The organism is Streptomyces sp. NPDC001843 (assembly GCF_042891955.1).
Taxonomy (GTDB): Bacteria; Actinomycetota; Actinomycetes; order Streptomycetales; family Streptomycetaceae; genus Streptomyces.
In genome coordinates, this window is the sequence record NZ_JBIATQ010000001.1 from 125,262 (window position 1) to 138,992 (window position 13,731).

The following is a 13,731-nucleotide window of genomic DNA, read 5'->3' on the forward strand; positions in this document are numbered from 1 at the left end:
GAGATCCAGATGTCCATGGCAGGGAATCTGCGGAAGGTCAGGGGCCTCGGCGGTGTCGGCGGTCTGCGCAGGATGGCGCGGCTGGCCCGGCGGCGGCCGAAGGTCGACCTGAGCCATCCCGCGCGCTCCCCGCTGGGCTCCTCGGTGGTGAACTGCGTGACGTACCAGGACGGCGTCCGGGTCCCCGGGGACGGCGACCTGGTGGATGTAGTGGAGCGGGTGCGCAAGAACGGCGACGGCTTCGTCTGGCTGGGGCTGCACGAGCCGACGGACCGTGAGTTCGCCGGCCTCGCCGAGCTGTTCGACCTGCATCCGCTGGCGGTCGAGGACGCGGTGGAAGCCCATCAGCGGCCGAAGCTCGAGCGGTACGGCGAAACGCTCTTCGCGGTGTTCAAGACGGTGTGCTACGTCGAGCACGAGGAGCTGACCGCGACGAGCGAGGTGGTGAACACCGGCGAGATCATGGTGTTCGTGGGTCACGACTTCGTGGTCACGGTGCGGCATGGGAGGCATGGCTCGCTGGGCCCCCTGCGTGAGGAGCTGGAGTCGGATCCGCAGCAGCTCGCCAAGGGGCCGGCGGCCGTTCTGCACGCCATCGCGGACCACGTGGTCGACGACTATCTGACGGTCACGGACTCGGTGCAGGCGGACATCGACCAGGTCGAGACGGACGTGTTCGCGGAGAACGGCGCGCGGGTGGACCCGGGGCGCATCTATCAGATGAAGCGTGAACTGCTGGAGCTCAAGCGGGCCGTGGCGCCCCTCGGCCGCCCCATCGAGGATCTCGCGACCCGGCCGATACGGGTCGTCGCTCCGGAGATACAGGCCTACTTCCGGGACGTCCTCGACCACCTGATGCGGGCCAAGGAGCAGATCGCGTCCTTCGACGAACTGCTCAACTCCATCCTGCAGGCGCACCTCGCGCAGGTGACGGTCGCGCAGAACGAGGACATGCGGAAGATCACGGCCTGGGCAGCGGTGATCGCCGTACCGACGATGGTGTGCGGGGTGTACGGCATGAACTTCGATCACATGCCGGAGCTTCACTGGCGGTTCGGCTATCCGCTCGTCATAGGCGTCATATCGGTGGCGTGTCTGGCGCTGTACCGCGGTTTCCGGCGCAACGGCTGGCTCTGACGCCGGAAACCGGGCGGGTCAGCCGTTCCACGCCGGATGTCTGGGGTCGTCGGCGCGTACCAGCACGTCGGCCGTCCCGACGGGGTCGGTCTCGGCCGTGTAGCGCTCGAAGGCGGGGAGCGTCCAGTGGTCGGCCTCGGGGGTGCGTCGGCGCAGGGCGCCCGGCGAGAGGAGGACGTGGACGGTCAGGTCGAAGGGGAACCAGTGCCGCAGGAGGAGGGGGCCGTGCAGCAGCAGAAGACCGCCGGGCGGGAGCTGGACGTGGGTACTGCGGGTGGCGCGGTCGGTTGCCGGGTCCCACAGATCGGGCAGGACACGGCCGGTGCCGCCCGGTTCCAGTGGGCCGAAGACCTCGCGCCACAGGGCGCCGGTGTCGAGCCAGCCGCCGTAATAGGACTCCACGTCCCTCCGGCCGTGCTCCAGCCGGAGCGAGGCCGGGCGCAGGAAGCCCTCGGTCCCCACCACCAGCGAGGGGCGGCCGCGCACCCGCAGGGCCTCCCCGACACGTTCGGCGAGGTCCACCGGGCGGGCCGCCGGAGCCCCGTCGAAGGCGACGCGTGTCCAGGGGCCGCCGTCGGAGGGCTTCAGCTCGGCCAGTCGGTCGGCGAGCAGCTCACCGAGCCGTTCCCAGGTGATCGCTTCGAGTCGCACAGGCCCCATGATGCCGCGAGGTCCCACCTCGACGACGTGGCAGCCCGGACCGCAGCGGGAAGGAAGCGGATATGGTCCGACTCGCAACCGTCCCGCCCGGCCGCGGACTTCTCGTCATCCAGCCCCTGAGGCGCAAGCACTGCGCCGCGTGCCGGCGGGGGCCGATGCCGCTGCTCGTACTGGAGGAGGGCGTGCCGCGCTGCCTCGACTGCGCCGACCTCGGGCACCTGGTGTTCCTGCCGCGCGGCGACACCGCGCTGACGCGCAGGTCGCGTGAGGAGAGCACGCTGTCCGCTGTGGTGGTGCGCTACAACCGGCGCAAGAGCCGGTACGAGCGGCAGGGTGTCCTCGTGGAGGAGGAGGCGCTGGCGCGGGCCGAGGAGCGGTGCCTGGCGGACGCGGAGGCGCGGCGGCGGCGCCGGGCGCGGGACGCGCGGCGCAGGGCGGTGGAGGACACTCGGTTCGCCGAGGCCTTCGCGGCTCGGATCCTGCGGTTGTTTCCGGGATGCCCGGCCGAGCGGGCCCGGGCGATCGCCGTGCACGCCTCCGTGCGCGGCAGCGGGCGGGTCGGGCGGAGTGCGGTCGGGCGGGCGCTGACCGAGGGGGCGGTGGTCTCGGCGGTCACGGCGTCCGTACGGCACCTGGACACGCCGTACGACCGGCTGCTGATGAGCGGGGTTCCGCGCCATGAGGCGCGGCGGCGGATCTCGGCGGCCGTGGAGACGGTGCTGCGCGGATGGCGCGCGGCCGGGATCGATGTCGGATGAGATGGGAAGAGCCGCCGGGCCGACCGGTGGCGGGCGGCGGTCGTGGTGGCCGGGCGGCGACGGCGAGCGGTTCGGGACAGGAGGTGGTTGGAGCATGAACGACGGGCCTTACCTGGTACTGGTCGTGCTGGGTGTGCTGGCGACCGGGCTGGTGGCCGGGGTCTTCTGCGGGTTCTCGACGTTTGTGATGCGAGGGCTGGCCGCGCTGCCGCCCGCGCAGGGGGTCGCCGCGATGAACGCGATCAACGTGGCGGCGGTGGCACCGGCTTTCATGATCCTCTTCCTGGGGTCGGCCGTACTGTGTGCCGTGATCGCCGTGGTGACCTTCGTGCTGTGGCCCAACGACGGGAAGGTGGAACTGCTGCTGGGCAGCGCGCTGTATCTGTTCGGCGCCTTCGGACTGACCGTCGTCGCGAACGTGCCGCGCAACGAGACGCTGCAGCGGCTGGATCCGGGGACCGCGGAGGCCGCCGCGTACTGGCCGGCGTACATACGCGAGTGGACCTTCTGGAACCACCTGCGCGCGGTCGCCTCGGCCGCCGCCGCACTCGTGTACGCGCTGGCTCTCACCTGAGGGAGGTCTCGGGACGGCCTCGGAGAAGTCTGGCGTCTGCCTGAGGAAGCCAGGGAGAAAGCGCTGTCCTCCCCCTCTGCGGGTGACATGGAGGGGACGTAAAGTGGCCGAAAGAGTGTGCCGCCCGATGACGCACGGCCTGTCCTAACGCCCGAGCAAGGAAGACGGCCATGGCCGATCCCAAGGGTTTCATGAAGACGCCCCGCCAGGAGTGGCCGCGCAGGCCGGTCGCGGAGCGTGTCCAGGACTGGGACGAGGTGTACGTCCCCGGTGCCCTGCTGCCCATCATCAGCAGACAGGCCGACCGTTGCATGGACTGTGGTGTCCCCTTCTGTCACGAGGCGTGCCCGCTGGGAAACCTCATCCCCGAGTGGAACGACCTGGTCTCGCGCGAGGACTGGCGGGCGGCGAGCGACCGGCTGCACGCCACGAACAACTTCCCCGAGTTCACCGGGCGCCTGTGCCCGGCGCCCTGCGAGTCGGGTTGTGTGCTGGCGATCAACCAGCCGGCTGTCACGATCAAGAACGTCGAGTGTGCGATCGCCGACCGGGCCTGGGAGGAGGGTTTCGCGCCGCCGCGGCCTCCGGAGCGGCTGTCCGGGCGGACCGTCGCGGTGATCGGCTCGGGTCCGACGGGGCTGGCGGCGGCCCAGCAGCTGACGCGGGCCGGGCACACCGTCGCCGTGTACGAGCGGGACGACCGGCTCGGCGGGCTGATGCGCTACGGCATCCCCGAGTTCAAGATGGAGAAGCGGCATCTGGAGCGGCGGCTGGAGCAGATGCGTGCCGAGGGCACCAAGTTCCGTACGTCCACGGCGGTCGGGCGGGACGTCGACGCGGCCGAGCTGCGCGCGCGGTACGACGCCGTAGTCATCGCCACGGGGGCCACGGCCTGGCGGGAACTGGACGTGCCGGGCCGCGAGTTGGCCGGGATACACCAGGCGATGGAGTACCTTCCGCTGTCCAACCGGGTGTGCGAGGGCGACCTGGAGGTGTCGCCGCTGTCGGCCGCCGGGAAGCACGTGGTGATCGTGGGCGGCGGTGACACGGGCGCCGACTGCCTGGGCACGGCGGTGCGGGACGGGGCGGCGTCGGTCACCCAGCTGGACATCTACGCCCAGCCGGGCGCCGAGCGCGACGAGCTCACCCAGCCCTGGCCGACGTACCCGAAGATCTACCGGATGTCGGCCGCGCACGAGGAGGCGCGCGATCTGGAGACCGCACCGGTCGCGGACGCCGACGCCCGGCTGTTCGCGGCGTCGACGCTGCGCTTCACCGGTGACGCGGACGGGCACGTGCGGTCGCTGCACCTGGTCGAGGTGGACGCGCTGCGGCGGCCGCTGCCCGGCACCGGACGGGCCATCCCCGCCGACCTCGTCCTGCTCGCGCTCGGTTTCTCCGGACCCGACCGCGAGGACGGCCTGGTGGACCAGCTGGGGCTGGAACTGGAGCCGCGCGGCACGATCACCCGGGACGCCGGCTTCGCTACCGGCGTCCCCGGTGTGTTCGCCGCCGGGGACGCCGCGCGCGGGCAGTCGCTGATCGTGTGGGCGATCGCGGAGGGGCGTGCGGTCGCGGCGGCCGTCGACCGCCATCTGACGGGGAGTTCGCGGCTGCCGGCGCCGATATCGCCGTACGACCGGCCGATGACGGTGTGAGTCGAGTCGTACGTCGGTGTGAACCACAGGCTGGTGTGAGCCGTCGTGTGGTTCAGCGGCGCCGTTCGTCCGTCCCGGCCACCTTGGCCGTGGACAGGGCCACCCGGTTCCATGTGTTGATCGCGAAGATCAGGGCGAGTACGTGTGCCAGTTCCGTCTCGTCGAAGCGGGCCGCCGCCTCGGCGTAGACGTCGTCGGGGACACCGCCGTCGGCGACCAGGGTGACCGCCTCCGTGAGGGCGAGCGCCGCCTGCTCCCTCTCGGTGAAGAAGTGGCGGGCCTCGCGCCACACGGCGACCATGTGCAGCCGGTCCTCGCTCTCGCCCGCCTTGCGGGCGTCATTGGTGTGCATGTGCAGGCAGTAGGCGCAGTGGTTGAGGTGGGAGCTGCGGATCTGGATCAGCTCGACCAGGGCGGGGTCGAGGCCCTCGCGGGCGGCGGCGTCGAAGCCGATGAGGGCGCGGAAGGCCTTCGGGGCGGACTTCGCGAAGTCGAGGCGGGTACGGGCCCGGGCGTTCGTGTGCGTCGTCATGTCCTTCAACCTACGGGCCGGAAAGACCTCTTGTAGGGTGCATTGCCATGACGGAATCGTGGGTCAATTCCGCGCAGCGGATCGGTGTGGACCTGCATCTGGAGCTGCCGGCAACGGGCGGGCGCCGGGCGGCGCTGATCGCGGCGCTGCGGGACGCCGTGGTCGACGGGCGGCTGCCGCCGGGGACGCGGCTGCCGCCGTACCGCTCGCTCGCCGCCGACCTGGGCGTGGCCCGCAACACGGTCGCGGACGCTTACGCGGAGCTGGTGGCGGAGGGCCGGCTGACCGCGCGTCAGGGTTCGGGCACCCGGGTCGCGGACCGCGCAGAGCCACTGCGGGCCGCCGCGCGGACGCCGAAGAAGTCGCCTCCACGCGCGCGTGCGCCACGGCACGACCTCCGGCAGGGCGCTCCGGACGCGTCGGCGTTTCCGCGGGCGGCCTGGGCGGCGTCGTACCGCAGAGCGCTCCAGTCCGCGCCCAGCGAGGCGTTCGGGCCGGGTGATCCCGCCGGGCGGCCGGAACTGCGGGAGGCGCTCGCGGAGTATCTGGCACGCGCGCGTGGCGTGCGTACCGAGCCGGGCCGGATCGTGATCTGCTCCGGTTTCGCGCACGCGCTCCGGCTGCTCTTCGGGCAGGGGCGGGCCGGCGGCGGTGTGCTGCGCGGGCCGCTCGCGGTGGAGGCCTACGGGCTGGGGTTCCACCGGCACCTGCTCGCGACGGCCGGGGCGCGGACCGTGCCGCTCCCCCTCGACGAAGGCGGTGCCCTGGTGGACCGGTTGGGGCGGGAGCGGGCCGTGCTGCTCACGCCCGCGCACCAGTTCCCCACCGGTGGGCCGCTGCACGCCGAGCGCCGGGCCACCGTCGTCGACTGGGCACGCGCGCGTGACGGGGTGGTCCTGGAGGACGACTACGACGGCGAGTTCCGGTACGACCGCAAGCCCGTCGGTGCGATCCAGGGCCTCGACCCCGAACGGGTGATCCTCATCGGCTCGGTCAGCAAGAGCCTGTCGCCGGCGCTGCGGCTGGGCTGGATGGTTCTGCCGGAGCGGTACGTCGACGCCGTGCTCGCGGCCAAGGGCGAGCGCGAGGCGTGGGCGAGCGTCCCGGAGCAACTGGCGCTGGCCGACTTCGTGGTGTCAGGTTCGTACGACCGTCATGTGCGGCGTATGCGGCAGCGCTACCGGCGCCGCCGGGACCGCCTCGTCGAGGCACTCGCCGCGAACGCCCCGCACGTCCGGGTGACCGGCGTCGCGGCCGGGCTGCACGCGGTGCTGCGGCTGCCGCCCGGCACCGAGGCGTCCACCGTCAAGGCGGCGACCTGGCACGGCGTGGCCCTGGACGGGCTCGGCGCGTTCCGGCACCCGGAGACGGACATGGCCGCCCGCGACGGCCTCGTCGTGGGCTACGCGACGCCGCCGGAACACGCGTACGCGGCGGCAGTGGACGCGTTGTGCGCCGTACTGCCGCCGCCGTGACGGAAGGCGGAACCTACGCCTTGCGGGCCACCGCCCCGTATCCCGGGATCACCCCGTCGTCCTGCCCGGGGACCGGGTCGCCCAGCTCGGGATGCCACTTGTGGACGACCTCGACGCCGGGGTCGACCAGTTCGAGCCCGGTGAAGAAGCGGGTGAACTCCTCGCGGGAACGCAGCGCCAGTGTGACGCCCGCCGCCTTGAGCTTCTCGATGGCCGCCGCGGACTCCTCCGGGGTGAAGTCGGCGGTGGCGTGGGTCATCACCAGGTAGCTGCCGGAGGGCAGTTCGGACAACAGCCGGCCGACCAGGTCGTGCGCACCGTCCTCGTCGGAGACGAAGTGCAGCAGGGCGACGAGCGAGAGCGCGACGGGGCGGTCCATGTCCAGGACCTGCTTGGCGCCCGCCATGATGGCGGCCGGGTCGCGCACGTCGGCCTGCAGGTACTCCGTGGCGCCCTCGTCCGTGCCGCGCAGCAGGGCCGCCGCGTGGGCCAGCACGATGGGGTCGTTGTCGCAGTAGACGACGCGGGATTCCGGTGCGATCCCCTGGGCGATCTGGTGGAGGTTCGGTTCGGTCGGGATGCCGGTGCCGACGTCCAGGAACTGCCGTACGCCCTGCTGGGCCAGCCAGCGCGTGGCACGGTGCATGAACGCGCGGTTGACGCGGGCCATCACCGGCACCCTGGGGTCCAGGGCCAGCATCTGCCGGCCCATCTCCTCGTCGACGGGGTAGTTGTCCTTGCCGCCGAGATACCAGTCGTACATGCGTGCGGGATGCGGCCTGCTGGTGTCGATCTGGACGGCGGCCATGGGGTCCTGCCCGGTCATGAGGCACTCCGTAAGCGTCTGACGCGGTGAATGATCAAGTTCGTACCAAGGTCGTATCAACATAGGGAAGTTGAGCAAGAAAGATAATCAACAGACATCAGGACAGCAGAAAATCGGCCTCCCCCGCCTTGGCGCCCTCGATGAAGGCCGTCATCTCGTCCGTGGTGTAGATCAGTGCCGGACCGTCGGGGTCGGTCGACTGGCGTACGGCGATCCGGCCGTCGGCGAGCTTCATCGCCTCCAGGCAGTTCCCGCCGTTGCCGCCGCTCCAGGGCTTGTGCCACCCTTCGCTGCCCAACTCCCGCGCGGGCATGCCGTTGTAGACGTGACTGCGCGGCTTGATGCGATCCATTCAGAGCTCCTTGCGGAGATCCCGGAGGATCTCCTTCGTGCGTTGTGCAGTAGCGGCCTGCGCCGCCATGCGGTCCATGACCTCGAGGTGGGTCGCCACCTCGGTGCGCGCGTCCAGGTAGACGGCGCCGGTCAGGTACTCGCTGTAGACCATGTCCGGAAGTTCGGGCATGGCGAATCGGAACAGCACGAAGGGCCCGTACGTGCCGGGGTGCGGCCCGTTCGCGAACGGGGCCACCTGGAGCGTCACGTTGGGCAGCTGCGTGGCCTCGATCAGTCTGTCGATCTGCGCGCGCATCACCTCAGGTCCGCCGACCGGGCGGCGCAGGACGGTCTCGTCCATCACGGCCCAGAACCGGGGCGCGTCGGAACGGGTGAGCAGTTGCTGGCGCTCCATGCGCAGTGCGACGTACCGCTCGATGTCCTCCGGCCGGGTCTGGCCGATGGCGCCCGATTTCAGGACCCCGCGCGCGTAGTCCTCGGTCTGGAACAGACCGGGCACGAAGTGCGGTTCGTAGGACCGGATCAGGCTCGCCGCGCCCTCGAGGCTGACGTACATCGAGAACCAGCCGGGCAGGATGTCGTGGAACCGCTGCCACCAGCCGGGCTTGTTGGCGTCCTCGGCCAGTTGGACGAAGGCCTCGGCCTCCTCGTCGCCGACGCCGTAGGCCTTCAGCAGGAGTTGCAGGTACGGGATCTTGAGGGCGACCTCCGCCATCTCCATACGGCGGACGGTGGCGGGGGCGACGCGGAGGATGCGGGCGGCTTCCTCCCGCTTGAGTCCGGCACGTTCTCGCAGGTCCAGCAGGCGTCGGCCGAGGACGACCTGGCCCACCGTCGGCGCGGACCGCGGCTCGCTCACACGCCCACCTCCATGGACGAATACGGCTCAACGCGACTGAACGCGGAGAGATGCTGACAGACCTACGGCGCCATTCGAAATCACGTTCGAGAATCTTTCGGATCCTCGCCGATCCCAACTGGCGCCGCTCAACGTGCTGTTGCGTGCAGTGTGCCACGGCGCCCGACCGAGTCACACAGCACTCTGCATTTTTCAGAGTGACACTTGCCAAGTGTTCATGGCGGGGCGATAGTGGCAAGCGTGATTCCGTCCGCGCCTTTAGGAACAGACGCCGCCGCAGGCCGTTTCGGTCTTGGTGCCGCCACGGGAGTCGCCCCGGTCGGGGCCGCTTCCGGGCGCCGGTTCCGCTTCGAGCTGGCCGCTCATCCCGGTTCGCCCGCCCAGGCGAGACGTCTGGCGCGTGCCCGGCTGAACGGCTGGGCGGTCTGCGCGGACACCTGCGACACCGCGGCTCTGGTGATATCCGAGCTGGTGACCAACGCCATAGTGCACACCGCCAGTAGTCGTGTCGTGTGCGAGCTGCACGACCACGACGACACGGTGCGCATAGCCGTGCACGACGAGGGTTGTGCGCCCGGTGAGCCGCACCCGTCCCCTCAGCGGCCCGACGAGGAGCATGGGAGGGGGCTGCTTCTCGTCGACGCGCTGTGCCGGGCCTGGGGTGCCCAGGAGCACGGTCCGGGTCTGACGGTCTGGGCCGAGCTGCCGCGGCAGGCGGACGGGTCGCACGACGACGCGGACGAGGCCGGCGAGGCGGACGGGGACGGGGCGCGGGGTGACCTGGGCTGGGGCACCCGTTCCAAGCCGGCCGCGCCGCGTGACTCGGGACACGACTCCGAGCGCCGCTCGGACGAGGACGAGGCCAAGGCCCTCCACGGCTCCGGTGCCCTCGGGAGGATTCCGCGCGGGCGGGACCGGTCGTGGTCGTGGGGAAGGCCGTGACCGGCGCCCCTGGTCCGGGCCAGACGATGGGCCTGGACACTCTGGTGCGCATCAGGCGCGAGCAGGATCCCTCGGGGGACGCGGGAGGCACCCTGCGGTTGCCCGTGCCCGAGGGCATGACGGCACCGCTGGGCTGCGACGCCGTGGCCGTGCCCGCCCGCTTCGGGCCGGTGATCGTGCCCCGGCTGCCGCGTGTGGGATGCGTGTACACCGACGGCGACCGGTGGTGGTGGATCGTTCCGTCGGGCTCCGACCACGACCTGGCCTGGCCCGCGCCCGGGCTGTACGTGCCGGGTGCGCCGGTGCCCCGGGCCGCCCGGCTCATCCACCGGCCGGAGGGTACGGTTCCGTACACTCCGCCGATACCGCTGTACCTGGCGTTGTGCCGGGTGGTGGGGGCTGCACCGGACTGGTCGGGGGCCATCAGCGCGTAGCGCTCCGCGAGTTCGCGGATGTTCTTGCCGGGGCGGTCTGGTGGGGCCGGTTCCGTGCGGGATCGCCGGCCCTGCGGGTCGGGGCTGCGCTGCCGGGGCCGGCTCGGGAGGGTTTTCGCCCCCGCCGCCCCTACCCTTTCCCGTCCCCAGGAGCTCCGCCCCTTCGACCCCGCGGGGGCTGCGCCCCCTGAACCCCGCGGGGCTCCGCCCCTGCACCCCTGAACCACCGCAGGGCTTCGCCCCAGGACCCAAACCTGGGCTGCACCCCTGAACCACCGCAGGGCTTCGCCCCAGGACCCAAACCTGGGCTGCACCTCTGAACCACCGTAGGGCTTCCCCTCGGGGCCCCCGTGGGGCTCCGCCCCCGCACCCCGCCGGGAGCCCCCCTCATGAGGCTCGGCTCCCGCGCTCCGTCAGGGGGTGGGTCGCCGTACTCCCGATCGACCTGAACGGCATTGTGCTCGGACGTCGGGCGGGCTGGGAAACGGTTCGTACGCCCGCGCGCCCCCGGTGAATCGGTTTCGCGCCCTGCCTAGTGGGCGGTCGTGCCGGGATAGTGGCCGTCGGTCATGGCCGACTCGGGGGAGGTTCACGGTGGGGAAGAGGCGCGGCTCGGCGGGGCCCGAGGTGTCCGAGTCGGAGCGGCTGCTGTTCGGCGGGCCGTTGCGCTACGACATGGGGTGGAACCAGCACACGGACGCCTTCCTGGAGCTGGACTTCCGGGCCATGGTGACCCGGCTGCCCGGCATGCTCGCGTCCAGCTTCCGGCTGGCCCGGGAGGCGGACCGGAGCGCGGCCCGGACGGTGCTGGCCGCCGAGGCGGGCCGGGGTGTGGCCCAGGCGGTGAGCCTGCTGGCGGTGAACAGCGTGCTGGGCCGGCTGATCGGCGGCGGCCCCCTGGAGGACCGGCTGCGCGGCGCCGCCCCCGCCCTGGTCGCCATGGCCTCGGTGGCGCTGGTCGCCACGCTGCTCGGGGCCGCTTCGACCTACGCCACCGGCCGGCTGGAGCCGAAGGTGGAGCGGGTGGCGACCGAGCGGTATCTGGAGCGGGCGGCGGGCGTGGAACTGGCCGCCATCGAGGATCACGCCTTCCACAAGCTGCTGGACACCGCCCAGTACGGGGCCTCGTCCGCGCGGCGCATGATCATGTACGGCACTCGTGTGATCAACGCGCTGATCTCGCTGGTAGCGGCGGCCGGTGTGCTCACCGTGCTCCATCCGGCTCTGCTGCCGCTGCTGATCACCATGACCCTGCCGAGCGCCTGGGGCGCGCTGACCAACGCCCGGCGTCGCTACGAGTCCTTCCACACCTGGGTGCAGCACGCCCGCGCCGGTCATCTGATCAGCGGTCTGCTCACCGAGCCGGAGGCCGCGCCGGAGATCCGTGTGCACGGTGTCGGCCCGTTCCTGCTCCGGCATTTCCGGGCGATGTCGGAGACCGCGGAGGCGGAGCAGGCGCGGCTGGCCCGGCTGGCGGCCCGCACCGGTCTGATCGCGGCGGCCTGGACGGGCCTGGCGACCGTGGCGACGTACGCGACGCTGGGCGCCCTGCTGCTGTCGGGGACGATGGCGCTGTCCGTGGCGGGCACCGCCGTGATCGCGATCCGCACCGGCTCCGCGAGCCTCGACACGCTGGTGCTGGAGGTCAACACCCTGCACGAGGAGGCGCTGTTCGTGGGTGATCTGCAGCGGCTGTACACCGAGGCGGCCGAGCGCGCGATCCCGGTCGGCGGGGAGACGCTGCCCGAGGACCCGCGCGAGGTCCGCTTCGAGAACGTCACCTTCCGCTACCCGGGCGACTCCACCCACCCCGCCCTCGACGACGTCACGCTCACCCTCCCGCTGGGCCGGATCGTGGCGCTGGTGGGTGAGAACGGCTCGGGCAAGACGACCCTGGTCAAGCTGCTCGCCGGCCTGTACAAGCCGGACCGGGGCCGGATCCTGTGGGACGGTGTGGACGCGGCGCGGGCCGACCGGCACCAGCTGGCCGAGCGCATCGCGATGGTGGCGCAGGACTTCAAGCGCTGGCCGTTCACCGCGCGGGTCAACATCGCCATCGGCCGTTCCGCGGTGCCCCTCACCGAGGAGTGCCTGGCCGACGCGATCGACGAGGCGGGCGCGCAGGAGGTGGTCGCGGACCTGCCGCACGGCCTGGACACCCTGCTGGCCCGTCACTTCAGCGGGGGGCACCAGCTCTCCGGCGGCCAGTGGCAGCGCCTGGGCATCGCCCGGGCCGCGTACCGGCGCGGGCGGATCCTGATCGTGGACGAGCCGACCGCGGCCCTTGACGCCCGGGCCGAGCTGGAGGTCTTCGACCGGATCCGGGCGCTGGCGGGCAGCGGTCAGACGGTCGTGCTGATCACCCACCGGCTGGCCTCGGTACGGCACGCGGACCTGGTGCACGTCCTCGACCAGGGCCGGCTCGTGGAGTCCGGGACCCCCGAGGAGCTGCTGGCCACCGGCGGCCTCTACGCGGAGCTGTACGCGCTCCAGGCGGAGCAGTTCACGGCGAAGCTGCCCGCCCCGAAGGCGGGCTGAGCCCGCTCACTCGACGCCGGCGGAACCCCGCACGATCACCAGGAACGTGTCGGTCGCGAGGTCCATGACGACCTCGGCGGGCAGCCCTTCGAGGCGCCGCGCGTGCGCGAACTCCTCGGCCGGCCACGATCCCCGCGGTCCACCGGCGGGAAAGCGTTCGAGCACCGTTCGCCCGTTCACCATCTCGCACCTCCAGAAAGCGTCATACCTGTAGGAGTAAACGCCCTGGAATGGGAAACGGCCTCGCTCAGTGACGGTACTGAGACATTGTTGACACCCGTTCACTGCGGTAGGTGAGATTCCGTTCACTATGCGACACCAAAGGCACCGTAAGTGACGGATTCAATACGACGAACGACAGATGGACGGCACCCGCCCACGAGTGGTCGTGGACGGGCCGGCCGTCGAAGTCGTCATCTTCAGTGGCGGTACGCCACGACCACGTGGAAGCTGCGGTCCGCCAGCACTCCCATCGAGTTGTACGTCTGGATGAACAGGCAGTTGTTGGTGGCCCACCGGCCCACGACGGTGATCTCACCGGGCGGTGACGACATGGCGCTGCCGGGAAGGCCGATGGTGGCGACGTAGGTGCCGTTGGCGATCGGTGTGTTGAAGCAGACCTGGTAGGTGCCGACGGCGATCCTGGTCGACGACACGGCACCGGAGCTCTGCCCGGGGACGAGGCTTCCGTCGCTTCTCACGACGGCCCGGACGATCCTCTGCTCCCCGTTCTCATGGGGATCGTTCTGCCCCTTGACGGCTGTTTCCGCGGCCGTCGAGTTGCTCGTGTTCGGCGGGGCCGGGGTGGCCGATCCGGCCGAAGCGAGGGCGGCCGCAGGAGAGGTGGCGAGAACCCCCGCGATCACGGATCCGGCCACCGCCGCAAGACCTCTTGCCGTCCATGTGAAGCCCTTGGACCGGCCGTCGAGACGCCGTGGGACCCTGTGTGCTGATTTCACGCTTGCTCCCTTTTCGGTGAGTGTC

At 71.4% G+C, this 13,731-nt stretch carries 15 protein-coding genes; 8 read left to right on the forward strand and 7 right to left on the reverse strand.

The features are described from left to right. Positions 1 to 9 precede the first annotated feature (9 nt). Positions 10 to 1,137 carry a magnesium and cobalt transport protein CorA gene (locus tag ACFYZQ_RS00550; RefSeq protein ID WP_389140053.1) on the forward strand — a complete coding sequence of 376 codons (1,128 nt, stop codon included), beginning with the start codon at positions 10 to 12 and terminating at the stop codon, positions 1,135 to 1,137. 18 nt (positions 1,138 to 1,155) lie between these two features. Here ACFYZQ_RS00550 and ACFYZQ_RS00555 read toward each other — a convergent pair whose 3' ends face one another. Continuing rightward, positions 1,156 to 1,797, reverse strand: a complete 642-nt coding sequence (locus tag ACFYZQ_RS00555; protein WP_389140055.1) for a uridine kinase — start codon at positions 1,795 to 1,797, stop codon at positions 1,156 to 1,158. A gap of 62 nt (positions 1,798 to 1,859) precedes the next feature. Here ACFYZQ_RS00555 and ACFYZQ_RS00560 point away from each other — a divergent pair, with 62 nt between their 5' ends. The 3 genes from ACFYZQ_RS00560 (at position 1,860) to ACFYZQ_RS00570 (ending at position 4,787) form a co-directional block, all read left to right on the forward strand. Next, entirely contained in the window at positions 1,860 to 2,555 is a 696-nt protein-coding gene (locus ACFYZQ_RS00560) for a DUF2293 domain-containing protein (protein WP_389140057.1), read from the forward strand. Positions 2,556 to 2,649: 94 nt separating this feature from the next. Then, a complete protein-coding gene (locus ACFYZQ_RS00565) occupies positions 2,650 to 3,129 on the forward strand; it encodes a DUF1772 domain-containing protein (protein ID WP_389140060.1) in 480 nt (159 codons plus the stop codon). Between the two features lie 170 nt (positions 3,130 to 3,299). Continuing rightward, on the forward strand, positions 3,300 to 4,787 hold the full coding sequence (locus ACFYZQ_RS00570) for a glutamate synthase subunit beta (RefSeq protein ID WP_389140063.1): 1,488 nt from the start codon (positions 3,300 to 3,302) through the stop codon (positions 4,785 to 4,787). Positions 4,788 to 4,839: 52 nt separating this feature from the next. Here the strand turns inward: ACFYZQ_RS00570 and ACFYZQ_RS00575 are convergent, their stop codons facing one another. Then, complete coding sequence (locus ACFYZQ_RS00575; protein WP_389140066.1) at positions 4,840 to 5,319, reverse strand: carboxymuconolactone decarboxylase family protein; 480 nt, start codon at positions 5,317 to 5,319, stop codon at positions 4,840 to 4,842. Between the two features lie 47 nt (positions 5,320 to 5,366). Here ACFYZQ_RS00575 and ACFYZQ_RS00580 point away from each other — a divergent pair, with 47 nt between their 5' ends. After that, positions 5,367 to 6,794, forward strand: coding sequence for a PLP-dependent aminotransferase family protein (locus ACFYZQ_RS00580; protein WP_389140069.1), 1,428 nt, complete (start codon positions 5,367 to 5,369; stop codon positions 6,792 to 6,794). Positions 6,795 to 6,807: 13 nt separating this feature from the next. Here the strand turns inward: ACFYZQ_RS00580 and ACFYZQ_RS00585 are convergent, their stop codons facing one another. The 3 genes from ACFYZQ_RS00585 to ACFYZQ_RS00595 form a co-directional block, all read right to left on the reverse strand. Then, entirely contained in the window at positions 6,808 to 7,620 is an 813-nt protein-coding gene (locus ACFYZQ_RS00585; protein WP_389140071.1) for an SAM-dependent methyltransferase, read from the reverse strand. A 97-nt stretch (positions 7,621 to 7,717) separates the two neighbouring features. Then, a complete protein-coding gene (locus tag ACFYZQ_RS00590) occupies positions 7,718 to 7,972 on the reverse strand; it encodes a DUF397 domain-containing protein (RefSeq protein WP_388070964.1) in 255 nt (84 codons plus the stop codon). Continuing rightward, positions 7,973 to 8,833, reverse strand: coding sequence for a helix-turn-helix domain-containing protein (locus ACFYZQ_RS00595; RefSeq protein ID WP_389140074.1), 861 nt, complete (start codon positions 8,831 to 8,833; stop codon positions 7,973 to 7,975). Between the two features lie 231 nt (positions 8,834 to 9,064). Here ACFYZQ_RS00595 and ACFYZQ_RS00600 point away from each other — a divergent pair, with 231 nt between their 5' ends. The 3 genes from ACFYZQ_RS00600 (at position 9,065) to ACFYZQ_RS00610 (ending at position 12,747) form a co-directional block, all read left to right on the forward strand. Next, positions 9,065 to 9,775: an ATP-binding protein gene (locus tag ACFYZQ_RS00600; protein WP_389140076.1), complete on the forward strand. Its 711-nt coding sequence runs from the start codon at positions 9,065 to 9,067 to the stop codon at positions 9,773 to 9,775. 26 nt (positions 9,776 to 9,801) lie between these two features. Then, positions 9,802 to 10,209, forward strand: coding sequence for a hypothetical protein (locus tag ACFYZQ_RS00605; protein ID WP_389141823.1), 408 nt, complete (start codon positions 9,802 to 9,804; stop codon positions 10,207 to 10,209). 675 nt (positions 10,210 to 10,884) lie between these two features. Next, positions 10,885 to 12,747 carry an ABC transporter ATP-binding protein gene (locus ACFYZQ_RS00610; RefSeq protein WP_389141825.1) on the forward strand — a complete coding sequence of 621 codons (1,863 nt, stop codon included), beginning with the start codon at positions 10,885 to 10,887 and terminating at the stop codon, positions 12,745 to 12,747. A gap of 6 nt (positions 12,748 to 12,753) precedes the next feature. On the opposite strand, the gene ACFYZQ_RS00615 is transcribed toward ACFYZQ_RS00610, so the two are convergent. Both ACFYZQ_RS00615 and ACFYZQ_RS00620 read right to left on the reverse strand, forming a co-directional pair. Continuing rightward, positions 12,754 to 12,930, reverse strand: a complete 177-nt coding sequence (locus ACFYZQ_RS00615) for a hypothetical protein (RefSeq protein WP_389140079.1) — start codon at positions 12,928 to 12,930, stop codon at positions 12,754 to 12,756. Between the two features lie 236 nt (positions 12,931 to 13,166). Continuing rightward, the gene (locus ACFYZQ_RS00620) at positions 13,167 to 13,625 is read right to left on the reverse strand and encodes a hypothetical protein (protein WP_389140082.1); all 459 of its coding nucleotides are present in this window, start codon (positions 13,623 to 13,625) and stop codon (positions 13,167 to 13,169) included. Between the last annotated feature and the right edge of the window lie 106 nt (positions 13,626 to 13,731).